Source organism: Clostridium sp. CTA-7, assembly GCF_054768095.1.
The window spans coordinates 161,529-176,671 of record NZ_BAAAAV010000008.1 but is presented as its reverse complement, the minus strand read 5'-3'; the positions used below and the strand labels follow the sequence as shown (position 1 = coordinate 176,671).

Genomic DNA, 15,143 nt, shown 5'->3' with positions numbered 1-15,143 from the left:
TATACATATAATTGATAATATCATTATCAATTATAAGAAAGTAACTATTAAATTAAATTTTGATACATTTTGGAGGATAATGACATGATTAATAAAGAGTTTATGAAGGTTTTAGAAGAAAGATCTTCAATTCGTGAATTTGATAAATCTATAGAAATTTCAGAAAGTGAGCTATCAGAAATTTTAGCTTTAGCTACTAAAGCACCTTCTGCTTGGAATCTACAACATTGGAAATTCCTTGTGGTTAAAAGTGAGGAAGCTAAACAAAAACTTCTTCCCATTGCTTTTAATCAAAAACAAGTTTTAGATGCTGCAGCTACAGTAGTTGTATTAGGTAACTTAAAAGCAAATGATAATGCTCCAAAGATTTATAATCCTATTGTAGATGCTGGATTTATGACTAAGGAATATAAAGAAAAATTAATATCAGACATAAATAATGTCTATACTGTAGAAGAAAGAGCTAAAAGTAGTGCAATACTAAATTCTTCTTTAGCCGCAATGCAATTTATGTTAGCTGCTAAAGCTTTAGGTTGGGATACATGCCCTATGACTGGATTTAACCATGAATTATTAGTTAAAGAATTTAATATAGATAATGGATTTATACCTGTAATTATTATTCCTATAGGAAAAGCTGCTGCACCTAGCTACCCAACAACTAGATTACCTATAAATGATGTAACTGAATGGATTTAATAAAAGCAAAAAGAGATGTGATTTAGGTCACATCTCTTTTTAATTAACAATATAAAGTGCTTTTAATAGCTTCGTCAGCACTCCAAAAAATCATATTTGAACCTATTTTTTCTTCAAATCCTGATTTATCAATAAAATCTTTTACTTGTTGCTGTAAACCACATAGCATTAATTTACAACCTCTATTTTCAAATTCAGCTATTACTTCATCTAAAGCCTGCAATGCTGATATATCCATTAAAGGAACTCCCCTCATTGATAGTATTATAACCTTAGCTTCTTCTATTGATAAAACTTCATTTTTAAACTTTTCTGCTGTGGCGAAAAATAAAGGTCCTGTAAAATATGCAACTTTTATATTAGATAAATTACTAGATTCAAGGATTTTTTCATCTAATTTATTTTCATCTACCTCACTTATTGATATATCCATATTGGCAATTTTCACAATAAATAAAAGACTTGAAAAAATTACACCTATTATTATAGCTTGAGTTAAATCAAATACTATTGTTGCAAACATTGTTATTAAAAACTTTAATATTGCACCTTTAAATTTTTTAGAAAAGATGTATTTTATACTTTCCCATTCATTCATTCTCCAAGTAGTTACCATTAAAACCCCTGCTAAGGCTGATAAAGGAATACTAGCCATAATAGGTGCTAATAAAAACATTGAAAGCATTAAAAATATTGCATGAAAAATACTTACTATTCTAGTTTTAGCTCCTGATTTTATAGCTACACTTGTTCTTGCAATAGCAGCTGTTGCAGGTACCCCTCCAAAGAAAGGAATTATGAAATTCCCAATTCCTTGCGCTATTAACTCTCTATTGGCATCAAATGAATCTCCTTTCATTTTTTTACCAACTTCACCACAAAGTAAGCTTTCAATCATAGCTAATGCAGCAATACTTATTGCTGGTGCTAACACACTTTTTATAACATTAATATCAATTGCACTAACATTAAGTCTTTCATCTAAAATTAATTTTTTTGGTATATCACCAATTACATCTATAGGTAATTTAAATACTAAGTTTATTAATAATGCAACAATTAATCCAATCAATGAAGATGGTATGATATTATTAAGTTTTTTTGGCCAAATAATCATAATACCAACTACTAAAGCTCCAATTAATAATGCATACCAATTTATATTTAGTGGTGACGTTACAAAGTTTATTAACTTTATTGCAGAAGATTCTGATGCTTTAGTTGTTACACCAAAAAAATTATCTAATTGTCCTATTGCAATTGTTAAAGCTATACCTGATGTAAAGCCTGTAATTACCGGTGCTGGTATATAAGAAACCATTTTTCCAAGCTTAAATATTCCTGCCAATATAAGTATTAGTCCTGCCAATGCTCCAGCTATCCAAACTCCTTGTAGTCCATATTTTTGAAATAATACAACTAAAATTGCACTCATCGCTCCTGTTGGTCCAGATATTTGAAATGAACCTCCTGAAAGAGCTCCTATTACTAAACCTGATATTATTGAAGTTATTAGTCCAGCTGCCGCTGAAGCTCCACAACTAACTCCAAAAGCTAATGCTAGTGGAAGTGCTACTGCAGTAACTGTTATTCCTGCCATCAGATCTCGTTTAAAATTTAACAAATTATACCCCTTAAATTCCTCTTTAAGGTCATTAATATAACTTTTTAGCATTGAGATTACATCCCCTCGTGTTTTATTTAATTTTATCCACGAATAATTTTAACTCTAATATCAAATCAATACAAGCTAAGTTAAAACAAGATATCGTTTACTTATAAAAATAAAAAAAGATTGTAAAAAATTACAATCTTTTTTATATTATATTTTAAATTTTTGTACCATTTCATTTAGCTTTTGTGCAAGATCTGCTTGACTTTGGGCAGTTTTAGCTACTTCCTCTATTGCCTTTGTTGTTTCATTCATACTCTCTCTAATATCTTCAGCTTTCTCACTAGACTTTTGAGAAGATTCAGCCATATTTTGAACTGCATCACTTACTTGACCAACTGTAGCTGTAATTTCTTCCGACATAGCAGCAATTTCATCAGACATTTTACTTACAAAATCTGAATCATCATAATATTTAATACCTGTATCACCATAGGCATCTAACTGGTCATTTACTTTTGTATTTACAAAATCTAATATATCGCTACCTGCTTCAATACTACTTTTAAATGCACCCTGTACTTTTGCAATTGTTTCTTGAATATTCTTTACTGCTTCTCCTGATTGTTCAGCAAGTTTCCTTACTTCTTCTGCTACAACAGCAAATCCTTTTCCTTGCTCTCCTGCTCTTGCTGCTTCTATAGCTGCATTTAAAGCAAGTAAATTAGTTTGCTCTGCTATTCCACCAATAGTATCAGCCATAACTTTTATACTTTCTACTATTTTTCCATCTTCTATGGCTTTTTCCATCTTTTCTTTCTTTTCATTATATATTTTTCTAGTTTCATTAATTGCATTTTCACTACTATGTTTAACTTCGATAGCTCTATCTTTAGCATTATTAGAAATATTACTTCCATCCATAGCCCTTGATGATAATATATTTATACTCGAATCTACTTCTTCAATAGATGCACTTATTTCCTCTGTAACAGCACCAGATTCTTGCATTCCAGAAGCAATTGATTCTACAGCTTCATCTATTATAACAACTTTAGAGAATAGTTCTTCAACAGTTGCTGAAAGTTCTTCTGATGATGCACTTATATCTTGAGAATTTTCCATAATTGTTTTTACTAAGTCTTTTACATTTTCTTGTGCTTGGTTTAAAGCATTGCCAGTTTGTCCAAACTCATCTTTTCTTGTAATGGTTATTTGATTGCTAAAATCATAGGAAGATAATCTTAATGCAAAATCTTTTATTTTAATTAGAGGATCTGTTATTTGTTTGCTTAAAATCATTGATAAAACTGCAGCTATAACTAAAGAAACAATAAGTAAAATCATATTAATAGTTATACTAAACATTAACTCCTTTTGTGCAATAGCTTCTCTATCTGCTATTATCTTATCTATATCATCTATATAATTCCCTGTTCCTATTACCCAATTAAAAGGAGCATATAATTTACTATAACTTCTTTTAGGTGATGATTCTGTTTCTCCACTCTTAGGGAACCAATAATCAGTATATCCACCACCTTCTTTTTTACCATTTTCAATTACATCTTTTATCATATAGTTTCCTTTACTGTCTTGAGAATTAAGTCTATTTTTACCTTCTGTTTCAGATCCTAAAAGAACAACATTTAATCCATCAACTGTATCAGCCCAAAAGTACCCTCCATTACCAAATTTTAAATTTCTTAATAAATCTGCACTTTGCTTTTTAGCTTCATCAAGGGTAATCTCACCTCTTTTAGCCTTTTCGTTTATTTTATCTATCATAGAAATTGCAATTTCTACTTGCTCTTTAATTCTTGAATCATAGTCATCCTTTAAACTCTTTCTTTGCATAGATAACGAATTAGAATTATTCTTGATAAATCCATATGTCATACTTCCAGCTATAATTATAGCTGTCAGTAAAGATATTATCATTGTAACAAGAATTACTTTGTGTTTGACTTTCCTCATAAAATCATCTCCTCTTTTTGAAAATTTAGAATTCATTAACATAATTTATAAAATTATTCCTTTTAAAATAATTAATATAGTGATTTTTCTACAAACTTCAACATATTTGTACATATTAATTATAATATATATATCGGCAATACTTTTTATTAATTAATACTTATTCTATAATATTAAAATTAATATTTCTAAGCACTTCTCAAATAAAAAATTCACCAGACTATCGAAATAGTTCTATTCATTAAAATATGCTAACAAAATAAATCATGACCATAAGTACTGATATAAGTAATTATATTAAAGTAAGTGTAATAATCTGTAAAAGGCCTTTCATCAGGTATCATTTTTTATACTTTGTCAGTATGATACCTTTGCAAGCTAAAAATGTTAAGTTTAGTTGACAAATCTAAATTTTATTTTCATAATTACTGGAATTATAATCCATAAATTATGTATAATAAGAATATAAATAATTTATGGATTGTATTAAATTATTCATATTTGAGTGGGAGGATATTATGAGAAAATGTTTAAGATGTGATGAAGTTATGATTGAAGATTATATGTTAAAAACAGAAAATATAACTTCTACTGCGTCAGTTGTATTGGGAAAAGGGAGTGGAGTTCTTTCAGATAATAAAGGAAAGATAAAGGCTGCTATATGCCCGAAATGTGGTGAAATTTCAATATTTTTTGATAAGTTAGATAAAATTAAGTAGTGCATTTATTTAATATTAAGCGAAATAAGTATAAAAGGGGCTGTTGCACAACTAAGGTTGTTCGATGGCTTATTTTTTGCCCGAAATGAAAAAAAGCGAGTCAAAGACTCGCTAATGTTTTATAATTTATCTGTGAAAACAAAACTAAAATATCACAAAGATTATACTAAATTTAATGACAGCTATCAATTAGTTTTTTCATTAAATTTTGAAATGTTTATACCAGAGGATGATTTAGTTAAATGGCTAAGCCACATATTGGAGGGATTAGATTACAGCAAACTGTATAAGGCGGACTCTTCCGTAGGAATTTTGCAATTGAACCTAAAATTCTATTTAAAGTAAAAAAATGTATACTTAAAATTGATTTTTTATTTATATTAGTTAATAATTAATGTAGTTTTATCCTTCCATTTATATTCAGGCTTAATTTCTTTTATATCTTTAACTAGCTTAAATAAAGCTACATCTTTTTCTTTACATTCTAGCATTATATCAAAGTCTTTATTAATTTTTCTTGTTAATTCTATAAAATTTATAAAGTCTAAAGCATTTATAAAATCTGAATGTTTTCTATCTATTTTACCATCTAACTTTTCATCCCTTGGTGAAGAAAAGTGCATTTTAGGAGGTAAATTTTCATTACTCCATGTATCAAATATACCTTGTAGCATATCAGAAATATTTTCGTCATTATTATTGCAATTGTGGTGATGAATATCTAAAACCATTGGTATATTTAAAGTTTTGCATAATTCTAAAGTTTCACTAGCTGTATAAGTTTTATCATCATTTTCTATAATTAAACTTTCTTTTATTTTGCTAGGAAAATCTTTAAAATTTTCAATAAATCTTTGTATAGCCAATTCTTTCCCTCCAGTTGCTCCACCTATATGAATTACCATTTTCCCTTCTTTATAATTCATGTCTTCAAACCATTCAACTTGTCTAGTTAAATTTATAATTGTATTTTTAACAACCTTTAGATTATTACTGTTTATCACATTAAATTCATCCGGATGAGTATCTACTCTCATATTAGATTCTTTAATAAGATTACCTATATATTCGAAATCCTTTTTAAAAATTTCTCTATGTCCCCAATACCCGACTTCAGGGTGAGTAACTAACGGTACTAAGGCAGAAGTTATTCTATAAAAATGTATATCATTTTCTATATTGTGTCTTAATATTTCTTCTAATGCATTTAAGTTTGAAGCAGTAACGCTTTTTAATTTTTCTAATCTTTTTTCTTCTGATATAATTTTACTATAGTTTGTAAAGGTTACATTACTAGAACTTGTTATCTTCTTTCCTAATACATTTGAAATGGCAACATATCCAAGCCTTACTTTCATAAATTTTCTCCTATTTAATAATTAATTAAAAGTAGTTTTTCCTAATTAACTATTTTATAAACATAAAAAGCCCTTAGATTTTATTTAAATACTTTTAAAAACATATATTCATACTATCAAAGATGGTTTGTACTATTCAAATCAATGTAAATTATTAGCTAGAGATACAACTTAAAAGAGTTTGACTTTTTGTGTTCAATATATTGACATAAGACCAAAATAAGGTTGCCTAATCAAGACAACCTTATTTTAATATTTATATAACTAATTTATAAGTTTTATTAATTGATTATAATCTAAAGCCCGTATTGCCCTGTAATACTATCTTTAAAATATTCTATCATAGGAGGATTAAACGTAAAAAGAATAAAAATAATTATATGAATAGCTATACCTACTACAGCTATATAAAATAATGTTTTATTTTCTTTTGTTTTACAGGATATAAAGTATCCAGCTAATTGTCCTATTAAAATCCCTATAAAATAGGCAGCTATATCAACTATCATATTAGTTGTAAAACTTGCTTCTTTAAATAAAATATGCCATAACCCAACCAAAGAGAAGCATATAATTTCAAAAACTACTATAACTATAAATCTACTAAATAAAAAGTTTTTTACATGCCCTTTTACAAAAATATATTCTATAATAGAATATATTAATATTGGATATAATCCTATTTTCCAATGCTCCCACATACTTTCATTTACAGGTGCTATTAATCCTATCAGAACATTATTACCTAAAATATCATATAGATTATGCCATAAACATCCTATAAAAAATATTATAAATATACCTATAATATCATACTTAAATAGCTTTTTACATTTCATATTATTACTCCCAAACACAATATTTACTATATATTATATGTTGATGTTAAACATATATACATTTTATATATTTCTATTCAGAATTATCTAATTTTTGTTCTAGGATTATATCACTTTTATAATAATAATCAAAATAATATCTATAACTTATCTATTTTACTAAATTTGAAAAGAAAGTAAACCTACCTTTGTTTCTTCATCACAAAAGGCCGCATTTACACTATTTATATAAATTTCTCTATACTCATCTATGTTTACATTAAATATTTCTATCACTTTATTTGTTTCTTCTGTTAAACTTATATTAGAAACAGTTCTGTTATCTGTACTAATATTAACTTTGATACTATCTTTATGGTATTTATATATAGGATGTTCTTCATATGATATTACAGCTTTTGTATCAAGATTACTTTTAGGACACATTTCTAATGTTACCCCATTTTCTTTAACTAAATTATATGCCTCATCATCATTATATATATACACTCCATGGCCTATTCTTTCAGCTCCTAAAAGGTTTATTGCATCTCTTACATTTTTGCCAAAGCCAGTTTCTCCTGCATGTATTGTAATTCTAAATCCCTTTTCCTTAGCAACCTTCATTGCTTCTATATACTCATAAGCAAAATCTTCTCTTTCAGATGCTGCTAAATCTATTGCTACAACACCTCTACCAATATACTTTTCACCTGCATTTATAGATTGATATACGTGCTCTAAATCTAATCCTCTTATACAAGAAATTATTACATTACCTCTAATGTCGTATTTTTCTTCTGCATCCTTTATTCCACTTATAACACTTTCTATAATTTCTTCTAAATCTAGTCCTTCTTGTGTATGAAATACTGGTGCAAATCTAACTTCAATGTATTTAACATTTTCCTTTGCAGCATCTTCTAAAAGCTCATAAGCTACTCTTTTTAAATTTTCTTTTGTTTGCAAAACTTTATTAGGTAGATCAAATCTCTTTAAGTATTCATCTAGTGAATCACACTCTTCTGAAATAGTCAGTAAACTCTTAACGTAATCATAATCATAACTGTCTAATTTTATATTTTCTTTTTTAGCTAATTCTATAACTGTCTCAACTCTTAAGCTACCATCTAAATGACAGTGTAGTTCTATTTTAGGTAAGTTCTTAGTATCCATAATAATTTTTCCTCCTTAAAAACATTTTCTTTATGTAAAATATAAATTAAAATTCTTTAAAATATAAATAGCCTTATATATTTTTAATTTAAGTAATTTTATATAAAAAAAATTCTTGATTACGAAGAAATCACAAATAAAATGATTTCTTCGTAATCAAGAATTATTGGTTCTTGGTAGAAACCCCTAATCCATATTATTAGGGTTATACGAAGCTATTTAATATATCTTTTTAAATTACTATTAATTTTAGCATATATGTTAAAATAGTCAATATGTAATTATAAATTTTATCATTATATATTACCTTTAATCTTTGGCTCTTTTAGACATTTTTCTCTAATTTAGAATCCAATTCTAGTCCAATCAAATAGAGAACCTGGGTCAGTTTTTACACCTGGATTGTATTCATCATGCCCTATAATATGTCTTCTATCCTTTATTATACTAGGATTTCTCTTTATGATGTCCTCTAACAATACATTTAGTGATTCATATTGAGCATCTGTATATCCTAATAAAGAATGATTTATTAAGTCAAACTTCTCAGCTGTTATCACTGGAATCATCTCTTCTCTAGTACCAATAGCAAGTAACTCTATTCCTATTGAATAATGATTTAACCTATTTTCATATTCAGGGTAATCTATAAGCTTTCCAGGTCCTGCATGGTAAGCAACTCTATTTTCAGGTACAAAAAGATAAATCTTCCCTTCTCTATCGATTACATAATTGGAAGATACTCCATATTGCTCTAAAATAGAGTATGTATCATTAATTTCATATGGATTATTTGGGTTGTTAGAAGCATTACTTATAAAATGAATAACAACATGAGTAGTTGTTTCTATTCTTGGTTCTGAGTTTATATCAGGAAGAAGCATATTAATAGTATCTAAGCTTGTTTCCCATTGAATAGATAAGTCTTGTCCAATTTTTCTTTGACCTGATACTTCTTGTCTTATTTCTAATTGATTAAATACTTCTTTAGACTCTGAAATAGATATATTCTCTATATTTCCTTCTTCATAAGTAGATACTTTTTCTATTTCAGTTTCTTGTTCTATTTCTACTTTATTAGACTCCTCTTTTTCTTCTAAAGATTCTATATTTTTTTTATTATCCACTTTTCCTTGAGAGGCTAACCTTATTATTCCAATTTTCTTAGAGCAACCTGCTAAAATTAAAACTAATCCTCCCAAAAGCATAATTAGAATAATTAACCATTTATTTTTTTTCATCTATTTCTCCTTTGTAATTATTTTTATATATCCATTTTTACTAAATTATACCTCAATGTGAAATTATAATACAAATATACATTTTTTTCTATACATTAAGACAAAAAATTTCATTTTTGAATATAAAAATAAGTCACAGAATATCTATGATAATCATTTAAATGATCTTCATAGATATTCTGTGACTTTTCTTCATTTATATCACGTTTATTAAGTCTAATAACTAATTTAAAACTAACAACTACTCTACTCTTCTACATTTCCTTTATAGAGATTCTTTTGTAAAATATTAATTTTAAAGTTCTTTTCATGCATTTCTATTATCTTTTCTTCTCTTTCATCAACTAAAGAAAATACATCTCCAGTTTCCCCTGCTCTTCCGACTCTTCCTGCTCTATGTAGATAATCATTAGAGTCTTCAGGAATGTCTAAATTAATAACATGAGTTACACCTTTTATATCTAAACCTCTAGCAGCTACATCCGAAGCAATTAAAACTTGAATTTTACCCGTTCTAAAACTTTCTAAAGCTCTTTTTCTATCTTCCATCTTTCCATTACCACCAATAGCATCTACTTTTACATTATTAAATTTTAAATATTCAACAGCTGTGTTAGTAGTATAACTATCATTATTAAATACTAAAACTTTTTCAGCTTTTAGTGCATTTATAAGCTTTCTTAAAGTTTCAATCTTTTTTCTGCCATCAGTTTTTATGTAGCTATGATTTATATTTTCATTAACTTTATTATGTTTAACTGCTACAACATTTATATCATTAGCTAAAGTCTTAGCAATATCTAAAGTTTTTCCATTTAATGTAGCAGAGAACATCATAACTTGAGTTTGTTTTTGAGTAGATTTTATTATATCTTTTATAACAGGAAGATTATTTTTATCTAAAAGTTTATCTACTTCATCAATTACAATAGTTTTTATAGTATGAGCAGATACTTTCTTTTTACGAATTAACTCTAATATTCTTCCAGCAGAGCCAACTATAATATGAGGTTTTGCTTTTAAACTATCTATTTGCCTTTGGATATTAGCACTACCGATTAAAGATGTAGAAGTAATATCTAGTCCTGATGATTTTTTAACTTCATTTATTGTATTATTAATTTGAATAGCTAATTCATGAGTTGGAGCTAGTATTATACATTGCATTTCTTTTTTGCTTGTATCAATATTTTCTATTATAGGTAAAAGATAAGCTAAAGTCTTTCCTGTTCCTGTTTCAGACTGTCCAATTAAATTTACTTTATCAATAGCTAAAGGGATAATTTTCTTTTGTATTTCTGTAGGTTCTTTTATTCCCATAGCACTTAATCCACTAATAATTTTTTCATTTATTTTAAGATTTTCAAAGTTAATTTCCATAATAATACCTCTTTCATTAAATTATGTGCTTCTTAACTTTATCAGTAGTTTTAAATATTGTCAAAATATTATAAGATATTATTTAGAATTTCTAATTTTACTAATGTTCCTGTTCATCAAATGTCTAATAAATTTTCTATAAATAAATTTTTTCATAGAACTAATTGCTTGACTATGATTTTTAAAAAATTCATCTGGATTATCAAATACACCAAAATCTCTTAAAATACCTTCTTTTTGTATATATGTGTCATTTTCATTCCAATCAATTATTGGATTTTGAAAATCTTTTGTTGCTACTCCATATCCACAAAAAGAGCCTGTAAAATCTGAAAATCTACTTTGTAATTTATTTAGATAACTTACATCTAAAATAAATCCTTCAAGGTTATACCATTTAGAATTATAATAAACTTCTGCCCAACTATGAACTATTTCCTTAGGTGAAAGCTTATAGTATAAGGCTTTCATAGCACCTTTTTGTAGTATTTTATCTATTGTAAAGCCATGCATTCTGCACTGAACTCCAACTGCACGCAATAATGCCATAAATAAAATCCCTTTTGTATTACACTGTCCATATCCGTCTTCTAAAACCTTTGAGGCAGGAATTGCATCATCCTCATTATACCCAAAGGCAATATCATTTTTTACATAATTATATATCTGAAGAATTTTATTATAATCACTAAGATTTCTCCATTGCTTTTCTTCAACTAGCTTTCTAATGCAATTTGATGAAAAATCTAAAAGCTTTGTTTCTTCTAAATATCTTTCCATAAAATATAACCTCCATTTTCTTTATTGGCTATATTTTACTCTATTTTAAAATTAGGAACTTTCAAAAATACGCTATCTTTACGAATATTTTTCGCTGACATACCCGTTAACTTCTTACTTGTATAAGCAAAATGTGATGGACTATCAAAGCCGGCTTTCATTGCTGCATCTGTTATACTACCATTTTTTAACAAATGCATATATGCTTTTTTTAAATTACATAATACAATATAACTTTTAAGAGGTATCCCTATCTGCTCCTTAAATAAATGAGATATCCTACTTTCAGATAATGAAACCATTTTAGAAAATTCTTTTAAAAAATTAACATCATAATCATATTCATCTAACATTTTAAGTAATTTAAGAATTCGTTCATCATATTTAATTTTCTTGTTTACTTCTATTTCTAAAATATTAAACATTGAAGAAGTAAAATCACTATATTTTTCTATATCTAAATCTTTAACTAGTTGTTGAAACTCTTTTTGAAGTAATCTAATTTCAGAACAATCAAGTACACAATACTCTTTTCCTAATAGATATTTTTTCTTAAATTGTTGAGCAATATCAGATGTTGCATCTATAAGCATTGTAAAATGAATATTATTATCTGAAGAAAAACAATGCTCTACATTCGTGTTCACAATAATACATTTGCAAGATATATCTTCACCTTTCACTTCTATATTTAAATTATCTTCATAGCTCATAAACAATTGAAGCATATAATGCTTATGAACTTCAGCATCAATAATATCTGTAAAGGCTGATATATAACTTTCACTCATAAAAATATAATTCATATTAAATCTCCAATACATAATAAAAATAGTTTTTACTTCTTCATATTATATAGATGTTCATTAGTTATAGTATGCTTTATTATATAAACCATATCTTATAATAAAACAAAGTTTATTTACAGCATTATTATAAACCCATATCATCTAACACTTTATTTATGTACATTATAATATCTTCATCATTAACTTCAATTTTCCTCTCTAAATATAGCTGATTCCATATAAAATACTTCTTTAATAATATTGCTTCACTGATTTGAATATTTCTTTCAAATAACTTCTCTACTAATAGCTTCTCTATATAAGCAATCTCAGAATTATCTCTTGTATTTTGTGCTAATAAAAAACTCTTATCAATCTTAGTATAAACTTCTTCACCTTTTTCTAATATTGCACTTTTCATACATACACCTTATAAATTTTCGTTAAAACTTAATAAACTACTTTTTTAATTTCACAATTTTCTTTCTTTCTACTTGCAGTATATTATTTACATATATAATTATATATGTAAGTGATATTAAAATATAGTCGTCCTTCATACAGAACTGCTGAATTTCTATTTGAAGAACACTTAGATATTATTAATAAAAAATTTCCCAAACATGGAACAAATCAGCTATTTATAAAGTCTAGTTGGTATAAGGAGGGAACATATGGACGAAAAATTATTAATTAAAAAAGCTAAAAAAGGAAATAAAGAGGCTTTCATTGAGCTACTTAAAACTTATGAAAAAGATGTATATTTATTTGCAAAATATATGTTAAATAATGATGAGCTTGTCAAAGATGCAGTGCAAGAAACTATAACAGTTGTCTATGAGAAAATAAGCACTTTAAAAAATGATAACTCATTTAAGTCTTGGTTATTAAAGATATTAGGAAACAAGTGTCGAGATCTTTTAAAAAAAGAAAATAATGTAATATATCTAGGTTCACAAATAGAAGATCAGTATATTGACAATGGCTTTGCAGAAATTGAAATAAGGCAATGTATGGATGGTTTATCTGATGAACATAAGAAGATTATTATTTTGTATTATTTTAATGACCTAAGCTATAAAGAAATAAGTGATTTAATGGAAATTTCTGAAGGTACAGTAAAATCTAAATTATCAAGAGCAAAAGAAAGTTTAAAGAAGATAATAAGTAAAGAGGAGATGATAATAAATGAAACTAGAAGAAATGTTAAATGAAGAGAAAAATAAAGAAATTAATAAAGAATTTAAAGACTTCTATGAAGATACATTAAAAAATCTCCCAGATAAAAATAGAAATAAAAAAAGTAGCTTTGTAAAAGCAATAGCAGTAGTTATGCTATGTTTAGTTTTAACTCCCGTTATAAAAACATATGGAACTGACATATTGAAAAATATTTTTGGTGTAAAGGAAATTATAAATGATGCTGTTACAGCAGATTTATATTTAAAATATACAAATGATGAAATTGTTAATCTAGATTTTGAGGAATATAAAATAACAGTAAATAATATTGGATATGATGATAACTTTTTAGTTTATGCATATAGCTTAGAAAGGAAAGATGGTAAAGATTTATCTCCTCATGAGAATATGCAAATAGGGGTAAGACTAGACTTTGAGAGAAATGGATCCTCTTATGGTTCTGACGTAGATACAAAAATAGAAAGTAATAAGTTTTCTATGGTAGTATGGGAATATATTGGAGATTTAAATTTAGATGAAAATATTAAAGTTGAAGTAGTTGCAACAGATTATGTAAGTAAATTTAAAAGTGAAAAGAAAACTAAACTAGAGCTACAAAAATCAAAGGAAGCTACTTCAAAGATAGTTGTACTTAATAAGGAGATAAAAGTTCCAGAAGGAAGTATATATTTAGATGAAATAGTATTCTCTCCTTTTGCTGCTATTTTTAAATCTGAAAACAGAGGAAAATTTGGAAATATAAATGGACAAGAAAGAGACCCTTATTACTATGCTATATTTGATGAGAATGGAGATCAAATATGGATGGGAAATCAAAGTCGTCATGGAGTATCAGAAGAGCTTACTAAAATAGGTAAAACTATATTACCATCTGAATATGTGGGAAAGAAAAAATATACAATAAAAGTATATGATAGTAGAACATCTGAAGAAGTAGAAAATTCAGCTATAACTATAGATGTTCCAGAGATAAAATAGTTATTCAGAATTTTTAGACCTGCTGGGAGTGTTAAGTAAAAAGGAGCTATTGCAAAATAGTTTTGCAATAGCTCCTTTTATGTTAATTATTTTGTAGCGTCTTTAGCTGCTGGAAGTATTACTTCTACTTCTGAGTGTGGACGAGGAATTACGTGAACTGAAACTAACTCCCCAACACGTTGTGCAGCAGCAGCACCAGCATCAGTAGCAGCTTTTACAGCTCCTACGTCTCCTCTTACCATAACTGTTACAAGACCACCACCAACATATTCTTTACCAATTAGATAAACATTTGCAGCCTTAACCATAGCATCTGCAGCCTCTATTGAACCAACTAATCCCTTTGTTTCGATCATTCCTAAAGCATCATATTTCATTTTAAAATCCTCCATTTTATTTAATAATTTTTTGTTT

15 protein-coding genes, 1 pseudogene and 1 riboswitch are annotated in these 15,143 nt (G+C 27.0%); of the genes and pseudogenes, 5 read left to right on the top strand and 11 right to left on the bottom strand.

Annotation, left to right across the window (positions count from 1 at the left end):
* Positions 1–84: 84 nt before the first annotated feature.
* Positions 85–699, top strand: coding sequence for a nitroreductase family protein (locus ACYUEX_RS15100; RefSeq protein WP_460288935.1), 615 nt, complete (start codon positions 85–87; stop codon positions 697–699).
* A 43-nt stretch (positions 700–742) separates the two neighbouring features.
* Here the strand turns inward: ACYUEX_RS15100 and ACYUEX_RS15095 are convergent, their stop codons facing one another.
* Positions 743–2,374, bottom strand: coding sequence for a SulP family inorganic anion transporter (locus ACYUEX_RS15095; RefSeq protein ID WP_460288934.1), 1,632 nt, complete (start codon positions 2,372–2,374; stop codon positions 743–745).
* 147 nt (positions 2,375–2,521) lie between these two features.
* The gene (locus tag ACYUEX_RS15090; RefSeq protein ID WP_460288933.1) at positions 2,522–4,288 is read right to left on the bottom strand and encodes a methyl-accepting chemotaxis protein; all 1,767 of its coding nucleotides are present in this window, start codon (positions 4,286–4,288) and stop codon (positions 2,522–2,524) included.
* A gap of 518 nt (positions 4,289–4,806) precedes the next feature.
* On the opposite strand from ACYUEX_RS15090, the gene ACYUEX_RS15085 reads away from it, so the two are divergent.
* Together ACYUEX_RS15085 and ACYUEX_RS15080 are read left to right on the top strand one after the other, a co-directional pair.
* A complete protein-coding gene (locus tag ACYUEX_RS15085; RefSeq protein WP_460288932.1) occupies positions 4,807–5,007 on the top strand; it encodes a hypothetical protein in 201 nt (66 codons plus the stop codon).
* Positions 5,008–5,121: 114 nt separating this feature from the next.
* A pseudogene (locus tag ACYUEX_RS15080) lies at positions 5,122–5,351 on the top strand (IS5/IS1182 family transposase); the annotation flags it as partial.
* Positions 5,352–5,387: 36 nt separating this feature from the next.
* On the opposite strand, the gene uvsE reads toward ACYUEX_RS15080, so the two are convergent.
* The 8 genes from uvsE to ACYUEX_RS15040 all read right to left on the bottom strand — a co-directional run bounded on the left by uvsE (position 5,388) and on the right by ACYUEX_RS15040 (position 12,969).
* Positions 5,388–6,365: a UV DNA damage repair endonuclease UvsE gene (gene uvsE / locus ACYUEX_RS15075; RefSeq protein WP_460288931.1), complete on the bottom strand. Its 978-nt coding sequence runs from the start codon at positions 6,363–6,365 to the stop codon at positions 5,388–5,390.
* A 296-nt stretch (positions 6,366–6,661) separates the two neighbouring features.
* Positions 6,662–7,204 carry a DUF6512 family protein gene (locus ACYUEX_RS15070; RefSeq protein ID WP_460288930.1) on the bottom strand — a complete coding sequence of 181 codons (543 nt, stop codon included), beginning with the start codon at positions 7,202–7,204 and terminating at the stop codon, positions 6,662–6,664.
* Positions 7,205–7,363: 159 nt separating this feature from the next.
* Positions 7,364–8,359, bottom strand: coding sequence for an adenosine deaminase (add, locus tag ACYUEX_RS15065; RefSeq protein WP_460288929.1), 996 nt, complete (start codon positions 8,357–8,359; stop codon positions 7,364–7,366).
* A gap of 133 nt (positions 8,360–8,492) precedes the next feature.
* A riboswitch (purine riboswitch) is annotated at positions 8,493–8,592 on the bottom strand.
* Positions 8,593–8,703: 111 nt separating this feature from the next.
* The gene (locus ACYUEX_RS15060; RefSeq protein WP_460288928.1) at positions 8,704–9,600 is read right to left on the bottom strand and encodes an N-acetylmuramoyl-L-alanine amidase; all 897 of its coding nucleotides are present in this window, start codon (positions 9,598–9,600) and stop codon (positions 8,704–8,706) included.
* A 246-nt stretch (positions 9,601–9,846) separates the two neighbouring features.
* Positions 9,847–10,980 (bottom strand): DEAD/DEAH box helicase, encoded by a 1,134-nt coding sequence (locus ACYUEX_RS15055; protein ID WP_460288927.1) that lies wholly within the window; start codon positions 10,978–10,980, stop codon positions 9,847–9,849.
* Between the two features lie 78 nt (positions 10,981–11,058).
* The gene (locus tag ACYUEX_RS15050) at positions 11,059–11,760 is read right to left on the bottom strand and encodes a transglutaminase-like domain-containing protein (RefSeq protein WP_460288926.1); all 702 of its coding nucleotides are present in this window, start codon (positions 11,758–11,760) and stop codon (positions 11,059–11,061) included.
* Between the two features lie 35 nt (positions 11,761–11,795).
* Positions 11,796–12,566, bottom strand: a complete 771-nt coding sequence (locus ACYUEX_RS15045) for a helix-turn-helix domain-containing protein (RefSeq protein ID WP_460288925.1) — start codon at positions 12,564–12,566, stop codon at positions 11,796–11,798.
* Between the two features lie 127 nt (positions 12,567–12,693).
* Positions 12,694–12,969 (bottom strand): hypothetical protein, encoded by a 276-nt coding sequence (locus tag ACYUEX_RS15040; RefSeq protein ID WP_460288924.1) that lies wholly within the window; start codon positions 12,967–12,969, stop codon positions 12,694–12,696.
* Positions 12,970–13,222: 253 nt separating this feature from the next.
* On the opposite strand from ACYUEX_RS15040, the gene ACYUEX_RS15035 reads away from it, so the two are divergent.
* Both ACYUEX_RS15035 and ACYUEX_RS15030 read left to right on the top strand, forming a co-directional pair.
* The gene (locus tag ACYUEX_RS15035) at positions 13,223–13,762 is read left to right on the top strand and encodes an RNA polymerase sigma factor (protein ID WP_460288923.1); all 540 of its coding nucleotides are present in this window, start codon (positions 13,223–13,225) and stop codon (positions 13,760–13,762) included.
* On the top strand, positions 13,737–14,729 hold the full coding sequence (locus ACYUEX_RS15030) for a DUF4179 domain-containing protein (RefSeq protein ID WP_460288922.1): 993 nt from the start codon (positions 13,737–13,739) through the stop codon (positions 14,727–14,729). The genes ACYUEX_RS15035 and ACYUEX_RS15030 overlap by 26 nt, the downstream gene beginning before the upstream one ends.
* A gap of 86 nt (positions 14,730–14,815) precedes the next feature.
* Here the strand turns inward: ACYUEX_RS15030 and eutM are convergent, their stop codons facing one another.
* The gene (gene eutM / locus ACYUEX_RS15025) at positions 14,816–15,106 is read right to left on the bottom strand and encodes an ethanolamine utilization microcompartment protein EutM (protein WP_460288921.1); all 291 of its coding nucleotides are present in this window, start codon (positions 15,104–15,106) and stop codon (positions 14,816–14,818) included.
* Between the last annotated feature and the right edge of the window lie 37 nt (positions 15,107–15,143).

What these genes read in the sequence shown, in the direction of transcription:
- ACYUEX_RS15045 (WP_460288925.1), bottom strand. Translation starts at nt 12,566, where the DNA reads ATGAATTATATTTTTATGAGTGAAAGTTATATATCAGCCTTTACAGAT.
- ACYUEX_RS15055 (WP_460288927.1), bottom strand. Translation starts at nt 10,980, where the DNA reads ATGGAAATTAACTTTGAAAATCTTAAAATAAATGAAAAAATTATTAGT.
- ACYUEX_RS15040 (WP_460288924.1), bottom strand. Translation starts at nt 12,969, where the DNA reads ATGAAAAGTGCAATATTAGAAAAAGGTGAAGAAGTTTATACTAAGATT.
- ACYUEX_RS15070 (WP_460288930.1), bottom strand. Translation starts at nt 7,204, where the DNA reads ATGAAATGTAAAAAGCTATTTAAGTATGATATTATAGGTATATTTATA.
- ACYUEX_RS15095 (WP_460288934.1), bottom strand. Translation starts at nt 2,374, where the DNA reads ATGCTAAAAAGTTATATTAATGACCTTAAAGAGGAATTTAAGGGGTAT.
- ACYUEX_RS15060 (WP_460288928.1), bottom strand. Translation starts at nt 9,600, where the DNA reads ATGAAAAAAAATAAATGGTTAATTATTCTAATTATGCTTTTGGGAGGA.
- uvsE (WP_460288931.1), bottom strand. Translation starts at nt 6,365, where the DNA reads ATGAAAGTAAGGCTTGGATATGTTGCCATTTCAAATGTATTAGGAAAG.
- ACYUEX_RS15030 (WP_460288922.1), top strand. Translation starts at nt 13,737, where the DNA reads ATGAAACTAGAAGAAATGTTAAATGAAGAGAAAAATAAAGAAATTAAT.
- ACYUEX_RS15050 (WP_460288926.1), bottom strand. Translation starts at nt 11,760, where the DNA reads ATGGAAAGATATTTAGAAGAAACAAAGCTTTTAGATTTTTCATCAAAT.
- ACYUEX_RS15035 (WP_460288923.1), top strand. Translation starts at nt 13,223, where the DNA reads ATGGACGAAAAATTATTAATTAAAAAAGCTAAAAAAGGAAATAAAGAG.
- ACYUEX_RS15085 (WP_460288932.1), top strand. Translation starts at nt 4,807, where the DNA reads ATGAGAAAATGTTTAAGATGTGATGAAGTTATGATTGAAGATTATATG.
- ACYUEX_RS15090 (WP_460288933.1), bottom strand. Translation starts at nt 4,288, where the DNA reads ATGAGGAAAGTCAAACACAAAGTAATTCTTGTTACAATGATAATATCT.
- ACYUEX_RS15100 (WP_460288935.1), top strand. Translation starts at nt 85, where the DNA reads ATGATTAATAAAGAGTTTATGAAGGTTTTAGAAGAAAGATCTTCAATT.
- eutM (WP_460288921.1), bottom strand. Translation starts at nt 15,106, where the DNA reads ATGAAATATGATGCTTTAGGAATGATCGAAACAAAGGGATTAGTTGGT.
- add (WP_460288929.1), bottom strand. Translation starts at nt 8,359, where the DNA reads ATGGATACTAAGAACTTACCTAAAATAGAACTACACTGTCATTTAGAT.